Source organism: Variovorax sp. PMC12 (genome assembly GCF_003019815.1).
Classification (GTDB): Bacteria; Pseudomonadota; Gammaproteobacteria; order Burkholderiales; family Burkholderiaceae_C; genus Variovorax.
In genome coordinates this window covers 933,983-952,955 of sequence record NZ_CP027773.1, presented here as the reverse complement: position 1 = coordinate 952,955, position 18,973 = coordinate 933,983, and the positions used below count along the sequence as shown (strand labels likewise).

Below are 18,973 nucleotides of genomic sequence, written 5' to 3'. Positions count from 1 at the left end.
GGCGTATGCTGGATGCGACGCGCCAATCGACGGCCGCCGCCCGCACATCCCATGACACAACCTCCGTCCACCGTTTTCCTGATCGACGTCGACAACACCCTGCTCGACAACGACCGCGTCATCGCCGACCTGCACGCCCACCTCGAGGAAAACTTCGGCGCCGAAAGCTCCGCGCGCTACTGGGACGCCCTCGAGGCCCTGCGCACCGAGCTCGGCTATGTCGACTACCTGGGCGCGCTGCAGCGCTATAGGGCCGAAGAAAGCCGACGCGGCATGAGCGACTCGCGGCTGCTGCTGGTGTCTGGCTTCCTGATCGACTACCCGTTCGCCGACCGCCTCTACCCGGGCGCGCTCGACGCGCTGAAACACCTGCGCCGCCACGGCCCCACGGTGATACTGTCCGACGGCGACGTGGTGTTCCAGCCGCGCAAGGTACAGCGCTCGGGCCTTTGGGACGCCACCGACGGCCGCGTGCTGATCTACGTGCACAAGGAAGAAATGCTCGACGCCGTCGCGCAAAGCCACCCTGCCGGGCACTACGTGATGATCGACGACAAGCTGCGCATTCTCTCGGCCATGAAAGCCGTCTGGGGGAACCGTCTGACGACGGTCTTCGTGCGGCAGGGGCACTATGCGCTGGATGCGCAGGCCATCGCCGCCTACGCTCCCGCCGACATCACCATCGAACGCATCGGCGACCTGATCAACTTCGACTTTCCATCGACATGAGCCAAGCCACCAATCCCCTCGCGGGCCAGCCCGCACCGCTCGACCTGCTGGTCAATGTGCCGCGCCTGATCTCGGCCTACTACACCGGCCGGCCCGACCCGTCCGTGCCGGCCCAGCGCGTGGCCTTCGGCACCTCGGGCCATCGCGGTTCGTCCTTCGACAACGCGTTCAACGAATGGCACGTGCTGGCCATCAGCCAGGCGATATGCGACTACCGCAGGCAGAAAGGCATCGACGGCCCGCTGTTCCTGGGCATCGACACGCATGCGCTGTCGACGCCGGCGTTCAACAGCGCGGTGGAAGTGCTGGCGGCCAACGGCGTCGAGCTGATGATCTCCAAGGACGACGAGTACACGCCCACGCCGGCCGTCTCGCACGCCATCCTGGTCTACAACCGCGGGCGCACCGCAGGGCTCGCCGACGGCATCGTCATCACGCCCTCGCACAACCCGCCGGAGAGCGGCGGCTTCAAGTACAACCCGCCCAACGGCGGCCCGGCCGGCACCGACATCACCTCGGCCGTCGAAGCCGCAGCCAACACGATGCTGGCGAACAACCTCGAAGGCGTGAAGCGCCTGCCGCTCGCGCAGGCCCTGCGCGCCGACACCACCCACCGGCACGACTACCTCAACACCTACGTCGAAGACCTGGCGCAGGTGCTCGACATGGACGCCATCCGCGGCGTCAACATCGACCTGGGCGTCGATCCGCTAGGCGGCGCGGGCGTGCACTACTGGCCGGCGATCGCCGATCGCTACAAGCTGTCCCGCCTGAACGTGCTGAGCCAGGAGGTCGACCCCACCTTCCGCTTCATGTCGCTCGACTGGGACGGCCGCATCCGCATGGACCCGTCCTCGCCCGACGCGATGCACAAGCTGATCGCGCTGAAAGACCGGTTCGGCATCGCCTTTGCCTGCGACACCGACCATGACCGCCACGGCGTCGTCGCCGGCAGCACCGGTTTGATGCAGCCGAACAGCTACCTCGCGGTGATGATCGACTACCTCTACACGCACCGCCCGCAATGGCCGGCACAGGCCGCCGTCGGCAAGACGGTGGTGAGCAGCCAGATGATCGACCGCGTCGCCGCACGGCTGGGCCGCAAGCTGTACGAGGTGCCGGTGGGCTTCAAGTGGTTCGTCGACGGGCTGGTCGATGCGTCGCTGGCCTTCGGCGGCGAGGAAAGCGCGGGCGCGACATTCCTGCGCAAGGACGGCTCGGTATGGACCACCGACAAGGACGGCATGGTGCCCGCCCTGCTCTCCGCCGAGATCGCCGCGCGCACGGGGCGCGACCCCGGCGAACGCTATGCCGAGCTGACGCAGGCGCTGGGCCAGCCGGTGTCCGACCGCGTGGATGCGGCGGCCACGGTCGAGCAGAAGAAGCGGCTGTCCAGCCTCTCGCCCGCGCAGATCAAGTCGACCGAACTGGCGGGCGACAAGATCGTCGACGTGCTCAGCCACGCTCCCGGCAATGGCGCGGCCATCGGCGGCGTGAAGGTGGTGACCGCCAACGGCTGGTTCGCGGCCCGGCCTTCGGGCACGGAGAACATCTACAAGATCTACGGCGAGAGCTTCAAGGGCACGGAGCACCTCGCGCGCATTCTCGAAGAGGCGCAGAAGGTGGTCGACGGAGCACTGTCGGGGGGCTGAGGGCGTGCGGACGCTGGTGCTGCGGCTGAACTCCGGCGACGACCTGCGCGCGTCGCTCGATCTCGCGTTGAAGCAAGGCGGCGGCGAGGCGGCGTTCGTGGTCTCGGGCATCGGCAGCCTGCGCGGGGCGAGCATCCGTTTCGCGGGCGCGGCGAATGCCACCCGCATCGAGGGCGACCTGGAAATCCTCACGCTGGCGGGCAGCCTGTCGCCGGACGGCTCGCACCTGCACGTCAGCGTGGCGGACGCCGTGGGACGTGTCTTCGGCGGACATGCCGCGCCGGGCTGCACGGTGCGCACGACCGCCGAGATACTGGTCGCGTGGCTGCCGCAATGGCACTTCGCGCGCGCGCTCGATCCGGCGACGGGCTACGCCGAACTCGCGCCACGCGCCAAGGCCTGAACATCGGGTTCAACCGGCGAGTTCTTCCACCCGCAGCGTCGTCACCGCGCCGGCCACGGCCGCGTGCTCCTGCAGCGCATGCACCGCGAGGTCCACGGTGCCCTGCGCCACCGGTCCGGTCAACACCAGCACCTGCGGGCCCTGGCCAGGCCGCTCGGCTGCCAGCGCCACCTGCCGCACCGGCACCTTCTGCTCGCCGAGGCAAGCCGTGACCGCCTGGATCTGGCTGGCCGCCCGCACCGGCACGCGCAGGTAGTGCAATGTGTCGACGGCCGCGCGCGGCAGCACCTGCAGGGCATTCGTCGCATGCGCATGGAAGCCCAGGTGCGGCACGTGCTGCGCGGCAGCGACGCCGTCGAGCCGCGCCACGTCCACCAGGTCGGCGATCACGGCCGATGCGGTCTGCTCGGAGCCCGCGCCGGCGCCGTAGTACATCGTGAGGCCGGCCGCGTCGCTCTTGACCATGACGGCGTTCATCGAGCCCTTCACCTGCGCCATCAGGTGGTCCGCGGGAACGAGCGCGGGCTGCACGCGCAGCTCGACACCGGCGGCACGCCGGCGCGCGATGCCCAGCAGCTTGATGCGAAAACCGAGCTGCTCGGCGCAGGCCACGTCGATGCCCTGCAGACCGCTGATGCCCTCGACCTGCGCATCGGCAAACCGCAGCGGCATGCCGAAGGCGTTGGCGGCGAGCAGCGTGAGCTTGTGGGCGGCGTCGATGCCCTCGATGTCGAAGGTCGGGTCGGCCTCCGCATAGCCCAGCGCCTGCGCCTGCGCGAGCGCGGCGGCAAAGTCCAGGCCCTCGTCGCGCATCTTGCTCAGGATGAAGTTGGTGGTGCCGTTGATGATGCCCGCCACCCACTCGATGCGATTGGCCGCCAGTCCCTCGCGCAGCGCCTTGACGATCGGGATGCTCACGGCCACCGCGCCTTCGTAGGCCACCACCACGCCCTGCTCGCGCGCGGCCGCGAAGATGCGGGCGCCGTGCACCGCCAGCAGCGCCTTGTTGGCGGTGACCACGTGCTTGCCGTGTGCGATGGCGGCCAGCACCCATTCGAGCGCCGGACCGGTGCCGCCGGCCACTTCGACGACCACGTCGACTTCAGGATGCGTGGCGACCTGCATCGGGTCGGCCGTGAGGGGAACGCTCCCTCCCACGATGCCCGCGGCGCGATCGAGATTGCGCGCCGCGACGATCACCAGCTCGATCGCCCGGCCGGCGCGGGCAGCGATCTCCGCCTGGTTGCGGGCCAGCACCCGGAAGGTGCCCGAGCCCACGGTGCCGATGCCGATCATCCCCACGCGCAGGGTATGGGTGACGGCCGGGCGGCTCTCGTGCAGGGGCTCGAGGGATTCAACGGGATCGCGGTACATGGACATCTCCAGACGAAAAAACAAAACCCAGCTGCCAGAGCTGGGTTCATTCGTTCGGGGGAGAGAGCGATACACCAGGTGGCTGCCGGAACGGCCACCTGCGCGTGCTCAGGTGGCCGCGGTGGTAATGGTGGTAATCATTCGAGCAACAACCATCGCCTGCGCGGAGGCAGGCGGCATCATGCGAGCCATCAGGGCTGCGCTGGATGCGGGGATGAAGTTATGGCTCGGCATGAAGGGCCGGAGTGTACCGCAGCCCGACGGCGCCCGGCTCAGGAAGCGGCCGACAGGCGCTTTTCGAGCCACACGCTGTAGCGCGAGAGCCCGAAGCAAAGCACCCAGTACACGGCCGCAATGAACAGGTAGCCCTCGAGGTAGAAAGGCCGCCAGGTGGGGTCGCCGCCCAGCGCCAGGCCCAGCGCCCCGGTCAGCTCGAACAGCCCGACCACGGTGACCAGCGAGGTGTCTTTCAGTGTGCCGACCACGCTGTTGGTCAGCGCCGGCACCACCAGCCGCAGCGCCTGCGGCAGCACGATGTCGCGCTGCACCGGCCAGCGCCCGAAGCCCAGCGCCATCGCCACTTCGGTCTGCCCGCGCGGCACCGCCTGCAGGCCGCCACGGATGATCTCGGCCAGATACGCCGCAACGAACAGCGTAAGGCCCGCGAGCACGCGCACCAGCACGTCGGGCTGCCAGCCGGCCGGCCACAACAGCGGCAGCAGGAACGACGCCATGAACAGCACCGAGATCAGCGGCACGCCGCGCACCAGTTCGATGTAGCTCGCGCTCAGCGTGCGCACCACCGGCCAGCCCGAACGGCGACCCAACGCCAGCAGCAGCGCAAGCGGAAATGCCAGCGCCAGCCCGACCACCGCCAGCCCGATGGTCAGCGGCAGCCCGCCCCAGCGGCTGGTCGGTACGCCGCTGAGCCCCAGCACGCCGCCCCGCATGAGCAGCACGAAGAGCAGCAGCGCGACCAGCCACAGCGGCGCCAGCCACCAGCGCCAGCTGCGCGGCCAGGCACTGAGCACGGTCACCGCCGACAGCACGACCACCGCGATCGCCGGGCGCCATTGCTCTTCATACGTAAAGCGCCCGAACAGCATCGGCCGCCACTTCTCGGCCACCACGCCCCAGCAGGCGCCATGCTGCACGGCGCGGCAGGCTTCGGCGTCGGGCCGGAACACCGCATGCACGATGCCCCATTCGACGACATGGAAGCCGCCCCACCCCAGCAGCGCGAGCAGCAGCACCGTCGCCAGCGCACGCAGCGGCGAACCCCAGAGTTCGCTGCGCCACGCGATGGGCCCCTGCGCGGCGTTCCTCATCGCCAGCCTCGCAATGCGACGCGCGCGTTGTAGCGGTTCATGCCGAAGGAAATCAGCAGCGACAGCAGCAGGTAGACCGCCATGATGATCGCGATGCACTCGAAGGCCCGGCCGTTCGAGCCGATGGTGGTGTTGGCCACCGACACCAGCTCCGGATAACCCACGGCCACCGCGAGCGACGAGTTCTTGGTCAGGCTCAGCAACTGGTTGGTCAGCGAAGGCACGATCACCCGCAGCGCCTGCGGCAGGATCACGATGCGCAGTTGCTGCCCGGAAGACAGGCCCAGCGCCTGCCCCGCCAACACCTGCCCCTGCGGAACCGAGAGGATGCCGGCACGCACGATTTCCGCCACGAAGGCGGCCGAATAGAAGGTCAGCCCGGCGACGATGGTCACGTATTCCGGGCTCAGCGCGGCACCGCCGCTCACGCCGAAGTCGCCGCGCTCCGGCCATTCGAAATGCGTCGGCCACCAGCCGCCTTCGGCCGCCACGGGCCAGGGCACGCTGAGCCCGCCCTTGCTGAGCCACACGCCGGGCAGCAGATGCACTGGCTCGGTCGGGTCGGGCAGCAGGTTCGCCATTGCGAAGGCCAGCATCAGCAGCTGCACCAGCAGCGGCACGTTGCGCAGCAGCTCCACGTACGCGGTGCAGATGCCGCGCAGCAGCACATGCGGCGCGAGCCGGCCGATGCCGATCAGCGTGCCGAGCACCACCGAAAAGATGGCCGCCGGCACTGCCGCGCGCACCGTGTTGATCAGCCCCGCGAGAAAGGCGCGCCAGAACGGCTGGCTCGCGTCGAAGTGGAGCCAGCCCTCGCTGATGGAAAAGCCCGCGGGCTCGGTCAGGAAGTCGAAGCCCGAACGAACGCCGCGCGCGCGGAGCACCTCGAGCGCGTGGTGCACCACCCAGACGGCACCGGCCGCCACGGCCAGCACCAGCGCAGCCTGCACCGCCCAGGCCAGCCAGACGCCGCGGCGCGACGTCCCGCCCTTCATCGAACCGGAGGTGCGTAGATCAGGCCGCCCTTGCTCCAGAGGTTGTTGGAGCCGCGCGGCAGCTTCAGCACCGACTTCGGCCCGACGTTGCGCTCGAACATCTCGCCGTAATTGCCCACGGCCTTGATGGCGCGGAACGACCAGTCCTTGTCCAGGCCCAGCAGCTTGCCGAGGTCTTCACCGGTGCCGACCAGGCGCTGCTGCGCCGGGTCCTTGCTGTTGGCCTTGAGCTCGTCGGCATTGGCCTGGGTGACACCGGCCTCCTCGGCTTCGATGAGCGCGTTGGGCACCCACTTGGCGATGGCGAACCACTCGTCGTCGCCGCGGCGCACCAGCGGCGCCAGCGGTTCCTTGGAGATCAGCTCGGGCAGGATGATGTAGTCGTCGGGGTTTGGCGCTTCCTTGTTGCGCAGTCCGGCCAGCGCCGAGGCGTCGGTCGTGAAGGCCTGGCAGCGGCCGGAGAAGAAGGCCTTGAACGAGGCCTCGAAGCTCTCGAACACCACCGTCTTGACCGGGATGCCCTGCGCGCGGAAGTAGTCCGACACGTTCTTCTCGTTGGTGGTGCCCGACTGGGTGCAGATGGTTGCGTTCTTGAGCTGCTTGGCGCTCGTCACCTTGAGCTTCTTCGGCACCAGGAAGCCCTGGCCGTCGTAGTAGGTGATGGTGGTGAAGTTGAAGCCCAGCGAGGCGTCGCGCGTGAGCGTCCAGGTCGTGTTGCGCGCGAGGATGTCGATCTCGCCGGCCTGCAGGGCCGAGAAGCGCTGCTGCGAATTGAGCGGCACGAAGTCGACCTTCTTGCCGTCGCCGAGCACGGCCGCGGCGATGGCGCGGCAGGTGTCCACGTCCAGGCCCGACCAGTTGCCCTGCGTGTCCGGTGCCGAAAAGCCGGCCACGCCGTTGGTCACGCCGCACTTGACGGTGCCGCGCTGCTTGACCGCGTCGAGCGTCTTGCCTGCGAAGGCCGGGGCGGCGGCCGCGAAAGCGATGACGGAGGCGGCGGCAAGCAGCGCCGGGCGGAATCGATTGTTCATTGGTGTTCTCCTCAACAGTAAGCAAAAGGCAGTGTACGGGGCGTCGCCGGACTCTGCCAAAGAACTCCAGGTTGGATCCATATGTGTCCGGAAGCGACGCAGGTTCACTACCATACGGCCCTCGAATCACTTCATCTGGAACCTACTCAAATGGTCAAATCCGACGATACCGGCAAGTTCATCCTGCGCGTTTCGCTTGGCGTCCTGATACTGCTGCACGGCATTGCCAAGCTGCAGGGCGGCGTCGGCTTCATCTCGGGCATGCTGGCCCAGCACGGGCTTCCCGGCGCGCTGGCCTACCTGGTCTACATCGGTGAAGTGGTGGCGCCGGTGCTGCTGATCATCGGCCTGTACACGCGCCCTGCCGCCTGGATCGTGGCCATCAACATGCTGGTGGCCTTTGCGCTGGTCCACATGAAGGACCTGACCTCGCTCGGCAAGCAAGGCGGCTGGGCGCTGGAACTGCAGGGCATGTTCCTGTTTGCGGCGCTCGCCGTCGCCTTCATGGGCGGCGGCCGTTTCGCCCTGAGCAGCAAGTACAACTAGGCTTCAATCGTCGTCATTGGCATCGAGGCCTGGAAACAGGACCTCGGTGTAGCCGAAGCGCGAGAAATCGCGAACCCGCATCGGGTACAGCTTGCCCAGCAGGTGGTCGACCTCGTGCTGGACCACGCGCGCGTGGAAGCCGGTGGCAACGCGATCGATCGGGTCTCCATACGGATCGAACCCGGTGTAGCGGATATTGGCGAAGCGCGGCACCACGCCGCGCAGGCCCGGCACCGAGAGACAACCTTCCCAGCCCTCTTCTTCCTCGTCGTTCAGGGGCGTGATGACGGGGTTGAGCAGCACCGTGCGGGGCACCGGAGGCGCGTCGGGATAGCGCGGGTTGACCACATCGGTACCGAAGATCACGAGCTGCTGGTCGACGCCGATCTGCGGCGCCGCAAGACCCGCGCCGTTGACGGCATGCATGGTCTCGAACATGTCGCGCACCAGCAGGTGCAGTTCGTCGGTATCGAAGGCGGCGACCGGCTGCGCGATGCGCAGCAGCCGGGGGTCGCCCATTTTCAGGATTTCGCGGATGGCCATGGCGGGATTATCGCGACAGCCCCGCGACCTTCGCGCGCCACGGGATCAATCAAGGAGGCGTGGTGCCCTTCTGGTCCGGTGAAGTCCAGAGACGCGCATTGGGGTTTCGCCCGGGAGCCGAGGGAGCCACTGCAGGCGGCGCCACGCCCGGACGCCCGCCACCCCAGACCGGCGGCGGTCGCCCGCCCCCGGGATAACCCGGACGCACCGCAGGATAGGCAGGCCGGTTGTAGTACGGACGGTCGCGGTAGTACGGCCGGCGGCTTTCGTAGTAGCCGCCACCGTTGATGTAGACAGGTGCCGGCGCCACGACCACAGGCGCGGGCTCGCTGTAGTAAGGCCCCGACGAATACCCCGACGAATAGCCGCCCCCGTAGTAGGGATCGCCCGGCACGCCCACACAGCCGGTCAGCAGCGCAACGCTGCCAAGCGCAATGCAGGCACCAAGAACACGAATTTTTTGCATGAGGGACTCCTTGTGGCCTTTCAGTTTTCTTTCAACGCCAGGTTGTAGCCCCTGTTGACTGCGCTCCGATGAAGTCGGGTAACGACCGGTAAGGAGAACCTGAAGCCGGGTCTCAATCCGCAGCGCCGCGGGCCAGGATTTCCAGCATGCGCGCCTCGTCGATCACCTCGACCCCGATCTCCCGTGCCTTGTCGAGCTTGCTGCCCGCTTCTTCGCCCGCAACCAGGTAGTGGGTCTTCTTGCTGACGGAGCCGGCCACCTTTGCACCGGCTGCTTCCAATTTATCCTTCGCGTCGTCCCGGCTCAGCGTAGGAAGGGTACCGGTGATGACGAAGGTCAGGCCCGCCAACGGCTTGGGCGCGCGGGCCGCGGGCTCGCCCTCGTCCCACGTCAGGCCGCAGGCTCGCAGTTGCTCGACCACCTCGCGGTTGTGAGGCTGGTCGAAGAAGGTGCGCAGGCTCTGGGCGACCACCGGGCCCACGTCGTTCACCTCGAGCAGTTGCTCCTCGGTCGCGTCCATGATGCCGTCGAGCTTGCCGAAGTGCTTGGCCAGGTCCTTGGCCGTGCTCTCGCCCACATGGCGGATGCCCAGGCCGAACAGGAAGCGCGGCAGCGTGGTCTTCTTCGATGCCTCCAGCGCATCGACCAGGTTCTTGGCCGACTTCTCGGCCATGCGGTCCAGCCCGGCCAGCGTGGTGAAGCCGAGCTTGTAGAGGTCGGGCAAGGTGCGGATCAGGTTCGCGTCGACCAGTTGCTCCACCAGCTTGTCGCCGAGCCCGTCGATGTCGACCGCGCGCCGCGCCGCGAAATGCAGGATGGCCTCCTTGCGCTGCGCCGCGCAGAACAGGCCGCCGGTGCAGCGGTAATCGACCTCGCCTTCCTCGCGCACCGCCTCCGAACCGCACACCGGGCACTTGTGCGGCATGGTGAACAGCGGGCCGCGCTGATCGTCGGGCTTGGCGAGGCTCTCGGGCACCACGCCGACCACCTCGGGAATCACGTCGCCGGCGCGGCGCACGATGACGGTGTCGCCCACCCGCACGTCCTTGCGGCGGGCCTCGTCCTCGTTGTGCAGCGTGGCGTTGGTCACTGTCACGCCGCCGACGAACACCGGCGCCAGCTTGGCCACCGGCGTCAGCTTGCCGGTGCGCCCGACCTGGATCTCGATGCCGAGCACCTCGGTCAACTGCTCCTGCGCGGGGTACTTGTGGGCCACGGCCCAGCGCGGCTCGCGCGTGACGAAGCCCAGCTGGCGCTGCAGCTCGATGCTGTCGACCTTGTAGACCACGCCGTCGATGTCGTAGGGCAAGGCGTCACGCTGGCGGCCGATGTTCTCGTGGAAGGCGATCAGTTCGATGGCGCCCGTGGCCCGCGCCGTCTGCCGGGCGACCGGGAAGCCCCAGGCCCTGAACTGCGCCAGCCAGTCGAACTGGGTCGGGCAATCGGGTCCGCCTTCGCTCGCCGGCGTGACCTCGCCCAGCCCGTAGGCAAAGAAGCTCAGGGGCCTCGCCGCGGCAATGGACGGGTCGAGCTGGCGCACCGCGCCGGCAGCCGCGTTGCGCGGGTTGACGAAGACCTTCTCGTTTTTCTGCCCTGCCGCGATCTTCTCGCGCTGGCGCTCGTTGAGCGCGTCGAAATCGGCGCGCTTCATGTAGACCTCGCCGCGCACCTCGACCACCGGCGGCGCCTTGCCCTCGAGGCGCAGCGGAATCTCGCGCACCGTGCGGATGTTCTGCGTCACGTCTTCGCCGACCTCGCCGTCGCCGCGCGTGGCGGCCTGCACCAGCACGCCGTTCTCGTAGCGCAGGTTCATGGCCAGGCCGTCGAACTTCAGTTCGCACACGTACGCCACCTGGGGCCCGTCCTCGGCCAGGCCGAGTTCCTTGCGCACGCGCGCATCGAAGGCGCTGGCGCCCGCGGGGGTGATGTCGGTCTCTGTGCGGATCGACAGCATCGGCACCTTGTGGCGAACCTTGGTGAAGCCGTCGAGCACCTTGCCGCCCACGCGCTGCGTGGGCGAGTCGGCCGTGCGCAGGTCAGGGTACTCGGCTTCGATGGCCTGCAGGCGCTGGAACAGCTTGTCGTACTCGGCGTCCGGCAGTTCGGGCGCGTCGAGCACGTAGTAGAGGTGGGCGTGCCGGTGGAGCTGTTCGCTCAGTGCGGCGGCTTCGCGTGCCGCTTCGTCGCGCGATGTCATGGGTGTCTCCGGAAAGTCCGAATTAGCTGAAGAGGCGGCGCGCCAGCGGCGATCCCGCCGCGAGGTCGCGCCCGTCGAGCGTGTCGTAGAGCTGCTCGAGGTCGTTGCCGATCACGTCCATCGTCTCGTCGCGCAGCAGCTGGCCGTCGCTGTCGGTCACCACGCCGTCCATCTCGCGCGCGAGCGTGGCGGCGGCTTCGCGCATGCGGCGGAATGGCTCTTCGGCGCGATCGACCTGCGGCACGTCCAGGCTCAGGCTCAGTTCGCGAATGGCCGACTGGGCCGGGTCGTCGGCCAGCGCGGCCTGCGTGTCGAAGGCCAGCCCGAGGATCGGCGGCAGCCCCACTTCACTGGTCGGCAGAACCATGCGCCCCGGAATGATGCCGGGCACGAAGCCCAGCCGCGCCGCGTTCTGCTGCACGTAGCCGGGGCTCCAGGCGGCGTGCAGCGCGCGCAGCACGAAGCCCAGTTGCGCGTCGTGCGCGCTGGCGAACTGGTCGAGTTCGCGGGCGCGCGCCACTTCGTCGAGCATCTCGGGAAACTCGGGCGATCCGTTGACTGCATCGGCAAAGGCCTGCGCCTTGACCACGAATTCGGAGTATTCGATCTCGTTGAGCGCACCCGTGCGGTTGGCCAGTTGCACCCCGACCTGGAACGCGCTGTAGCGCTGCCCCGGCACCGGTGGCTCCCACTGGCCGCTGAGTTCGTTGAGCCCCTCGATGGCCACCGGCTTGCTGCCCGCGCGCCGCGTGGGCGGCATGGCGGCAATGGCGGCATCGCCGGAAGCCAGGCCGTCGAGCGAGATCGGCGCGATCACGTCGATCAGCGGGTCGAGCCCGCCGCGGCGCTCGCCGGTCGGCACGGGCACGCCGCTGGGCGCCGGAAGGTCGGGGTCGAACAGGGGTTCGTGGCGGTCGCTGCCCGGCACCTGGTTGGGGTCGACGTGCAGCGTCGGCTCCAGGCCGTCGGCCGAGCCGGACATCGCGCGCTCGGCGTCGGCCAACGCGACGTCGACCGCGTCGGGCTGGCGCGGCGCGTTGCGGCGCGACATCAGCGTGTTGTAGGCAACGACGGCCGCGAGGACGAGGCCGCCGAGGATGGTCAGGGCGAGAGTGAGGCTGCTCATCGGTGTGCCGCCCGGCTCAGCCTGCCGCCACCATGGAGGCGGCGGCCTCCATGTCGACCGCCACGATGCGCGACACGCCCTGCTCCTGCATCGTCACGCCGATCAGCTGCTCGGCCATTTCCATGGCGATCTTGTTGTGGCTGATGAACAGGAACTGGGTTTCACGGCTCATGGCGGAGACGAGTTTTGCATAGCGCTCGGTGTTGGCGTCGTCCAGCGGCGCGTCCACTTCGTCCAGCAGGCAGAAAGGCGCCGGGTTCAGCTGGAAGATGGCGAACACCAGCGCGATGGCCGTGAGCGCCTTCTCGCCGCCCGAGAGCAGGTGGATGGTCTGGTTCTTCTTGCCGGGAGGCTGCGCCATCACCTGCACGCCCGAGTCGAGGATCTCGTCGCCGGTCATCATGAGCTTGGCGTTGCCGCCGCCGAACAGCTCGGGGAACATGCGGCTGAAGTGCTCGTTGACGATCTTGAAAGTGCCGCCGAGCAGGTCGCGCGTTTCGGCGTCGATCTTGCGGATGGCGTCTTCGAGCGTGCCGATGGCCTCGTTCAGGTCGGTCGACTGGGCGTCGAGGAAAGTCTTGCGCTCGCTGGCGACAGCCAGTTCGTCGAGCGCGGCCAGGTTCACGGCGCCGAGCGCGACCACTTCGCGGTTGAGGCGGTCGATTTCGCTCTGCAGGCCGGTGAGCTTGACCTTGTCGGTCTCGATCGACTGCTCGATGGCTTCGAGGTCGGCGCCGGCATCGTCCAGCAGTTGCTGGTATTGCTCGACGCCCAGGCGCGCGGCCTGTTCCTTGAGCTGGAATTCGGTGATGCGCTGGCGCAGCGGCTCGAGTTCTCGCTCGAGCTGCAGGCGGCGCTCGTCGCTGGCGCGCAGCTTGAGCGTGAGGTCGTCGTACTGGCTGCGCGCCGAGCCCAGGGCCGCTTCGCGTTCGAGCTTGAGCGACAGCGCGTCCTGCAGACCGGCCTGCGCGGCGGCGTCGGACAGGCGGCTCAGTTCGGCGCGAGCGCGCTCGTCCTCGTCGGTCAACGACACGACCTGCTGCGCCGCGGTTTCGATGGAGCGGTTGAGTTCGGCCCGGCGTGCCTCGAGCGTGCGTTGCGAGAAGGTGGCCTCCTGCGCCTGTCGCTCGAGGCTGCGGTGCTGTTCGCGGCTGGCGTTCAGCGCACGGCCGGCCTCGATCACGCGTTCGTCCAGCTCGGCGTGGCGCTCCTGGCTGTCGGCCAGCTGCATGTCGAGCTCTTCGAAGCGCCCTTCGGCGGCGATGCGGCGTTCCTGTAGTTCCTCGAGCTGCGCATCGACTTCGCCGAGGTCGGCGGCCAGCTGCTGGCTGCGGGCGCGGGTCTGCTCGGCCAGCTGCGTCATGCGCAGGGTCTCGACCTGCAGTTCGTGCGCGCGCGACTGGGTCTCGGCAGCTTCGCGCCGCGCGGTCACGAGGCGCTGCGCGGCGTCGGCATAGGCCGCTTCGGCGCGGACCAGCGCGGTGCGCGCTTCTTCGTTGATGAGCGTCTGGGCACGCAGCTGGCGCTCCAGGTTTTCCATTTCCTGCTGGCGGGCCAGCAGGCCGGCCTGCTCGGAATCGGGCGCGTAGAAATTGACGCTGTGCGAAGACACGGCGTGGCCGCTCTTCACGTAGATCACTTCGCCGGCCTGCAGCGTCGCGCGCTGGGCCAGCGCTTCCTCGAAGCTCTCGGCGGTGTAGCAGCCGTGCAGCCAGTCGGTCAGCAGGGCCTGCTGGCCGGCGTCGTTCAGGCGCAGCAGGCTCGAAAGGCGAGGCAGCGCGGCAGCGGCTTCCGGCACGCCCGCGGCCGGCGGGCTGTAGAAAGCGAGCTTGGCGGGCGGCGCGTCGTTGCCGAAAGCGCGCACCATGTCCAGGCGGCTGACTTCGAGCGCACCCAGGCGCTCGCGCAGCGCGGCTTCGAGCGCGCTTTCCCAGCCCTGTTCGATGTGGATGCGGCTCCACAGGCCTTGCAGCCCGTCGAGGCCGTGCTTGGCGAGCCAGGGCGCGAGCTTGCCGTCGGTCTTGACCTTCTCCTGCAGCGCGCGCAGCGCATCGAGGCGGGCCGAGAACTCGGCATGGCGGGCGCCCTCCGTATTGACCGCCTGCTGCCTGGCACGGCGGTCGTCGTCGAGCTGCGGCACCGATTCCTGCAGTTCCTGCAGGCGCGCGTCGGCCTCGCTCGCGGCTTCCTGCGCGGCGGCATGCTGCTCCTGCATGTCGAGCAGCCGGGCCTCGTCGGGCGCGGCCAGCGCGTTCTGGTCTGCGCGAAGGCGTTCGCTGCGCTGCGTGAGCTGGCGGCTCTGCTCTTCGATGTTGCGCTGGTCGGCGGCCAGCACCTGGATCTGCTGCTGCACCTGAGAGACGGTCGTGCGCTGGGCGTTGGCCTGGTCTTGCGCGCGCTGCACGGCTTCTTCGAGCTCGGGCATGCGCGCGTCGTGTTCTTCGAGCTGGGCGGCGAGCAGGATGGCCTGCTCCTCCGCATCGACACCCGCGCCGGCCAGCGTTTCGATCTCGGCCTCGGCCTCTTCGCGGCGGCGGCCCCACTGGCCCATCTGCTCGCGCAGCTGCACCAGGCGCTGCTCGACGCGCTGGCGTCCTTCGACCACGAAGCGGATCTCGCCTTCGAGCCGGCCGACTTCGGCGCTGGCCTCGTAGAGCTTGCCCTGGGCCTGGTTGACCAGGTCGCCGGCGCCGTAGTGCGCCTGGCGCACGGTCTCCAGCTCGGACTCGATGCGGCGCAGGTCGGCGGTGCGCGACTCGAGGTCGTTGATCGCCTTCTCGGAATCGGCCTTGATCCTGGCCTGGTCGGCGTTGCTTTCGCTGCGCTTGAGGAACCACAGCTGGTGCTGCTTCTTCGTGGCGTCGCCCTGCAGCATGTTGTAGCGCGCGGCCACCTCGGCCTGCTTCTCGAGCTTCTCGAGGTTGGCGTTGAGTTCGCGCAGGATGTCTTCCACGCGCGTGAGGTTTTCGCGCGTGTCGCCCAGGCGGTTCTCGGTCTCGCGGCGGCGCTCCTTGTACTTGGAGACGCCGGCGGCCTCTTCGAGGAACAGGCGCAGTTCCTCGGGCTTGGATTCGATGATCCGGCTGATCGTGCCCTGGCCGATGATGGCGTAGGCGCGCGGGCCCAGGCCGGTGCCCAGGAACACGTCCTGCACGTCGCGGCGTCGCACCGGCTGGTTGTTGATGTAGTAGCTGCTGGTGCCGTCGCGCGTGAGCACGCGGCGCACCGCGATTTCGCCGAACTGGTTCCATTGGCCGCCGGCGCGGTGGTCGGCGTTGTCGAACACCAGCTCCACGCTCGAACGGCTGGCCTGCTTGCGGGTGGTCGTGCCGTTGAAGATCACGTCCTGCATCGACTCGCCGCGCAACTCCGACGCACGCGACTCGCCGAGCACCCAGCGCACCGCATCCATGATGTTCGACTTGCCGCACCCGTTGGGCCCGACCACGCCGACCAGTTGGCCCGGCAGCAGGAAGTTGGTGGGTTCGGCGAACGACTTGAAGCCCGAGAGCTTGATGGAATTAAGACGCACGACTTGTCGGCCTGCCTTGGTTATAGCGCCAAGGTATTGATTTGTAAGGAAAATTGCACGGGCCTGCAGCTTGCAGCAGGCCGCCGCCCCAGCCGTGGATGATAACGTCAGGGCATGAGCGATTCCCCGGTTTCAACCCTCGCGGCGCGCGGCGCCTGCCTGCTGGCGGGCGCGGCCGTCCTGTTCGGCGTGGCGGGCTGCGCGTCGGTCCGATCCACCGAGCGCGCCGAACCCTACGCCAGCCAGGAATGGATGCAGTCCGGCGCCAACCGCATTGCCAACCTGTCGCTGCGCGACAACCTCCAGTCGGTAAGGCGCGTGCAGTCCACCCTCTACAAGCGCAACCCGCGCGAATGGCGCAAGTCGGCGCCCAGCATGGAGGAAGCCACCCAGCGCGCCTGGGATGCCGTGCTCAAGGGCCCGCCCCTGCCCGAACTGAAGGGCGCCACCGGCATCGACGCGATCCGCATGGCCTTCGACACCGGGCCGCAGGGCTACCAGGGCGACCGCGTGGCGGCACTGGTGTTCGGCTGGGCAACCATGCTCAAGCAGGCCAACGGCGACACCTGGGACCAGACCATGATCGACGGCGTGAACGCCGAAAACAGCTTCCGGGCCGCGCGCAACTTCGAGATCTCGCTCTGGCTGATCTCCTCCAAGACCGGGCCCGACGGCCAGCCGCTGCTGCTGGCCACCGAGATCAGCGACCGCGGCCGCAACCTCGTGGCCGACCGCGAGCTGTCGAAGGTGGTGGCCCGGCTCGACCTGCTGGCCGCGCAGGCCGACGAGAAATACCGCCGCGCCGCGCTCGACTTCGGCCAGAACTGGATCATGGGCGTGGTCATGCCCTTCTTCACGCTCGTGCCCAAGTAGGCCGTCAGACGCGGAGCCGCAAGGCGGCGCCCCTAGAATGAAATCGCCCTTACCCCCTCAACCCTTCAGAGGCAGCAGCAGTACATGAGCTCCATCAATTTCATCGGCGGCGAAAAAGGCGGTGTCGGCAAGTCGGTCACGGCACGCGTGCTGGCCCAGTACTTCATCGACCACAGCCGCCCCTTCACCGGCTTCGACACCGACCGCTCGCACAGCTCGTTCACCCGCTTCTACGAAGGCTTCGCATCGCCGGTGGTGGTCGACAGCTTCGAGGGCCTGGATACCGTGGTGAACGGCTTCGAGACCAACCCGCAGCAAAGCGTGATCGTCGACCTCGCCGCGCAGACGCTGGCGCCGCTGTCGCGCTGGATCAAGGAGTCGGACCTGTTCGACGTGTTCGCCGAGATCGGCGTCACGGTCAATTTCTGGCACGTGCTGGACGACGGCAAGGATTCGACCGACCTGCTCGGCAGCCTGATCGACACCTTCGGCAACCGCCCCAACTACATCGTGGTGCAGAACTACGGGCGCGGCAGCGACTTCGGGATGCTGCTGGCCTCGCAGTCGCTCTCCAAGGCCACGGCCAACGGCGCGCGCGTGATCGCGCTGCCCCGCCTGCACGAGGCGAGCATGCGCAAGATCGATGCACAGAACACGAGCTTCTGGAAGGCCGTGAACGACCGCGAAGGGCCGCATGCGCTGGGACTGCTGGAGCGGCAACGCGTGAAGTCGTGGCTGGCCACCGCCTACGCGGCCTTCGACACGCTGCCGCTCTGAGCCTGCGCGCTACGGCGCGACCGCCGCGCCCCCACCCAGGGCCTTGTAGAGCGTCATCGTCGCGTTGAACTGGTTCAGGCGGTTCAGCGCGAGCGATACCTCGGCGCTGCGGCGCCGGTCCTTGGCATCCAGAACCGGCTGCAGCGCGGTCGCTCCGGCCCTGTAACGCACCTCGGACAGTCTCTCCGCCCGCTGCGCCTCCTGCAGCGCCAGCACCAGCTTGATGCGCTCCTCGCGCAGCTGCGTTCGCGACGACAGCGCGTTCTCGACCTCGGACAGCGCCGTGTAGAGCGACTGCCTGAACCCCACCACCGCTTCTTCATACTGCGTCTGCGACACGCCGACCGTCAGCCGCGCGGTGTTCCATTGCAGGAACGGCAGCGCCAGCCCGGCGCCCAGGGTGGCCACAGGGTTCCTCAGCAGATCGCCCAGCGCCGTGCTCGAAGTGCCGAGCGAGCCCGTCAGGCTCAGCGTGGGATAGAAGCCGGTGCGCGTGGCGTCGACATTCGCCAGCGCGCCACGCAAGCGCAGTTCCGCCGCCTGCAGATCGGGCCGGCGGCCCAGCAGGCTGGCGGGCACGCCGGCATCGACGACGGGCACGTCGGCATCCGGCAGCCGCGCGGGCTCGCCCGCCAGCGGCTCCGGCGGCAGGTCGAACAGGATCGCGAGGGCATTGCGCGCCTCCACGCGCTGCTGCAGCAGTTGCGTATGCGCCGCCTCCTGCGTCGCCAGGTTCTGGCCGGCCTGCGCCACGTCCAGCCCCGACACCGCGCCGGCCGCGTACTTGGTGCGCACCAGCGCCAGGATGCGCCGGCCGTCCTCGATGCCCGCTTCGCTCAGTGCAATGCGCTGGTTCAGGTAGCCGGTCTGCCAGTAGAGGCCCGCCGTCGTGCCGACCAGCGCGAGCGCGGCGGCCCGGCGGTCGGCCACGGTGGCCTTCAACTCCCAGTCGGCGGCGCTGCGCAATGCCGCGAGGCGCCCCCACAGGTCGAGCTCGTAGCTCAGCGTGACCAGCGAACTGGAGGTCGAGCCCGCTCCGCCGCCGCGCTGGAGGTCATGGCCGCGACTCGTGTTGAGCTGGCCCGCCACGCTCGGCGTGAGGTTGGTGTTGGCAAGGCCGGCCTGCAACTGCGCACGCTGCACGCGGATGCCCGCGGCCGCCAGGTCGTTGTTGGTGAGCAGTGCGTGGTCGATCAGAGCGTCCAGCTGCGGATCGCGGAAGGCCGTCCACCATCGCTCGGACGGCATCGCGGCGGCATTCGATGCATCGGCCGACGCCGCCTGCTGCCGCCACGCCGAAGGCACGCTCAACGGCTGCTGCTCGCGCGCCACCGGCTGGAACAGCGTGCACCCGCCGAGCGCCAATGCGGCGGCCGCAACCACGGCGCACCGATGAAAAGA

The 18,973-nt window shown here is 68.6% G+C and carries 16 protein-coding genes; 6 read left to right on the top strand and 10 right to left on the bottom strand.

Going from position 1 to position 18,973, the window contains the following annotated elements:
• Positions 1-51 precede the first annotated feature (51 nt).
• From C4F17_RS04425 to C4F17_RS04415, 3 genes are read left to right on the top strand one after another with little or no spacing between them, the layout of a single operon-like run.
• Entirely contained in the window at positions 52-729 is a 678-nt protein-coding gene (locus C4F17_RS04425) for an HAD family hydrolase (protein WP_106934407.1), read from the top strand.
• Positions 726-2,381: a phosphoglucomutase (alpha-D-glucose-1,6-bisphosphate-dependent) gene (gene pgm, locus C4F17_RS04420; RefSeq protein WP_106934406.1), complete on the top strand. Its 1,656-nt coding sequence runs from the start codon at positions 726-728 to the stop codon at positions 2,379-2,381. Before C4F17_RS04425 ends, pgm begins: the two co-directional genes overlap by 4 nt.
• Before the next feature lie 4 nt (positions 2,382-2,385).
• Complete coding sequence (locus C4F17_RS04415) at positions 2,386-2,784, top strand: PPC domain-containing DNA-binding protein (protein ID WP_106934405.1); 399 nt, start codon at positions 2,386-2,388, stop codon at positions 2,782-2,784.
• Between the two features lie 9 nt (positions 2,785-2,793).
• On the opposite strand, the gene C4F17_RS04410 is transcribed toward C4F17_RS04415, so the two are convergent.
• The 4 genes from C4F17_RS04410 to C4F17_RS04395 form a co-directional block, all read right to left on the bottom strand.
• Entirely contained in the window at positions 2,794-4,158 is a 1,365-nt protein-coding gene (locus C4F17_RS04410) for a homoserine dehydrogenase (RefSeq protein ID WP_106937435.1), read from the bottom strand.
• A 272-nt stretch (positions 4,159-4,430) separates the two neighbouring features.
• Positions 4,431-5,486 carry an amino acid ABC transporter permease gene (locus tag C4F17_RS04405; protein WP_106934404.1) on the bottom strand — a complete coding sequence of 352 codons (1,056 nt, stop codon included), beginning with the start codon at positions 5,484-5,486 and terminating at the stop codon, positions 4,431-4,433.
• A complete protein-coding gene (locus C4F17_RS04400; protein ID WP_106934403.1) occupies positions 5,483-6,481 on the bottom strand; it encodes an amino acid ABC transporter permease in 999 nt (332 codons plus the stop codon). Before C4F17_RS04400 ends, C4F17_RS04405 begins: the two co-directional genes overlap by 4 nt.
• Positions 6,478-7,512: an amino acid ABC transporter substrate-binding protein gene (locus tag C4F17_RS04395; protein ID WP_081269414.1), complete on the bottom strand. Its 1,035-nt coding sequence runs from the start codon at positions 7,510-7,512 to the stop codon at positions 6,478-6,480. The genes C4F17_RS04400 and C4F17_RS04395 overlap by 4 nt, the downstream gene beginning before the upstream one ends.
• 150 nt (positions 7,513-7,662) lie before the next feature.
• Here C4F17_RS04395 and C4F17_RS04390 point away from each other — a divergent pair, with 150 nt between their 5' ends.
• Positions 7,663-8,058 (top strand): DoxX family protein, encoded by a 396-nt coding sequence (locus C4F17_RS04390; protein WP_081269413.1) that lies wholly within the window; start codon positions 7,663-7,665, stop codon positions 8,056-8,058.
• Positions 8,059-8,061: 3 nt separating this feature from the next.
• Here C4F17_RS04390 and def read toward each other — a convergent pair whose 3' ends face one another.
• The 5 genes from def to smc form a co-directional block, all read right to left on the bottom strand.
• Complete coding sequence (def, locus tag C4F17_RS04385) at positions 8,062-8,601, bottom strand: peptide deformylase (protein WP_106934402.1); 540 nt, start codon at positions 8,599-8,601, stop codon at positions 8,062-8,064.
• A gap of 49 nt (positions 8,602-8,650) precedes the next feature.
• Entirely contained in the window at positions 8,651-9,067 is a 417-nt protein-coding gene (locus tag C4F17_RS04380; protein WP_106934401.1) for a hypothetical protein, read from the bottom strand.
• A gap of 112 nt (positions 9,068-9,179) precedes the next feature.
• Positions 9,180-11,264 (bottom strand): NAD-dependent DNA ligase LigA, encoded by a 2,085-nt coding sequence (gene ligA / locus C4F17_RS04375; RefSeq protein WP_106934400.1) that lies wholly within the window; start codon positions 11,262-11,264, stop codon positions 9,180-9,182.
• A 22-nt stretch (positions 11,265-11,286) separates the two neighbouring features.
• On the bottom strand, positions 11,287-12,390 hold the full coding sequence (locus C4F17_RS04370; protein ID WP_081269409.1) for a cell division protein ZipA C-terminal FtsZ-binding domain-containing protein: 1,104 nt from the start codon (positions 12,388-12,390) through the stop codon (positions 11,287-11,289).
• A 16-nt stretch (positions 12,391-12,406) separates the two neighbouring features.
• The gene (gene smc, locus C4F17_RS04365; RefSeq protein ID WP_106934399.1) at positions 12,407-15,922 is read right to left on the bottom strand and encodes a chromosome segregation protein SMC; all 3,516 of its coding nucleotides are present in this window, start codon (positions 15,920-15,922) and stop codon (positions 12,407-12,409) included.
• A 114-nt stretch (positions 15,923-16,036) separates the two neighbouring features.
• Here smc and C4F17_RS04360 point away from each other — a divergent pair, with 114 nt between their 5' ends.
• Both C4F17_RS04360 and C4F17_RS04355 read left to right on the top strand, forming a co-directional pair.
• The gene (locus C4F17_RS04360; RefSeq protein WP_081269407.1) at positions 16,037-16,795 is read left to right on the top strand and encodes a hypothetical protein; all 759 of its coding nucleotides are present in this window, start codon (positions 16,037-16,039) and stop codon (positions 16,793-16,795) included.
• 84 nt (positions 16,796-16,879) lie between these two features.
• On the top strand, positions 16,880-17,572 hold the full coding sequence (locus C4F17_RS04355; RefSeq protein WP_106934398.1) for a mobilization protein: 693 nt from the start codon (positions 16,880-16,882) through the stop codon (positions 17,570-17,572).
• Between the two features lie 9 nt (positions 17,573-17,581).
• On the opposite strand, the gene C4F17_RS04350 is transcribed toward C4F17_RS04355, so the two are convergent.
• Positions 17,582-18,955 carry an efflux transporter outer membrane subunit gene (locus tag C4F17_RS04350; protein ID WP_106934397.1) on the bottom strand — a complete coding sequence of 458 codons (1,374 nt, stop codon included), beginning with the start codon at positions 18,953-18,955 and terminating at the stop codon, positions 17,582-17,584.
• Positions 18,956-18,973 lie beyond the last annotated feature (18 nt).

What these genes read in the sequence shown, in the direction of transcription:
- C4F17_RS04425 (WP_106934407.1), top strand. Translation starts at nt 52, where the DNA reads ATGACACAACCTCCGTCCACCGTTTTCCTGATCGACGTCGACAACACC.
- pgm (WP_106934406.1), top strand. Translation starts at nt 726, where the DNA reads ATGAGCCAAGCCACCAATCCCCTCGCGGGCCAGCCCGCACCGCTCGAC.
- C4F17_RS04410 (WP_106937435.1), bottom strand. Translation starts at nt 4,158, where the DNA reads ATGTACCGCGATCCCGTTGAATCCCTCGAGCCCCTGCACGAGAGCCGC.
- C4F17_RS04405 (WP_106934404.1), bottom strand. Translation starts at nt 5,486, where the DNA reads ATGAGGAACGCCGCGCAGGGGCCCATCGCGTGGCGCAGCGAACTCTGG.
- C4F17_RS04400 (WP_106934403.1), bottom strand. Translation starts at nt 6,481, where the DNA reads ATGAAGGGCGGGACGTCGCGCCGCGGCGTCTGGCTGGCCTGGGCGGTG.
- C4F17_RS04395 (WP_081269414.1), bottom strand. Translation starts at nt 7,512, where the DNA reads ATGAACAATCGATTCCGCCCGGCGCTGCTTGCCGCCGCCTCCGTCATC.
- C4F17_RS04390 (WP_081269413.1), top strand. Translation starts at nt 7,663, where the DNA reads ATGGTCAAATCCGACGATACCGGCAAGTTCATCCTGCGCGTTTCGCTT.
- def (WP_106934402.1), bottom strand. Translation starts at nt 8,601, where the DNA reads ATGGCCATCCGCGAAATCCTGAAAATGGGCGACCCCCGGCTGCTGCGC.
- C4F17_RS04380 (WP_106934401.1), bottom strand. Translation starts at nt 9,067, where the DNA reads ATGCAAAAAATTCGTGTTCTTGGTGCCTGCATTGCGCTTGGCAGCGTT.
- ligA (WP_106934400.1), bottom strand. Translation starts at nt 11,264, where the DNA reads ATGACATCGCGCGACGAAGCGGCACGCGAAGCCGCCGCACTGAGCGAA.
- C4F17_RS04370 (WP_081269409.1), bottom strand. Translation starts at nt 12,390, where the DNA reads ATGAGCAGCCTCACTCTCGCCCTGACCATCCTCGGCGGCCTCGTCCTC.
- C4F17_RS04360 (WP_081269407.1), top strand. Translation starts at nt 16,037, where the DNA reads ATGAGCGATTCCCCGGTTTCAACCCTCGCGGCGCGCGGCGCCTGCCTG.
- C4F17_RS04355 (WP_106934398.1), top strand. Translation starts at nt 16,880, where the DNA reads ATGAGCTCCATCAATTTCATCGGCGGCGAAAAAGGCGGTGTCGGCAAG.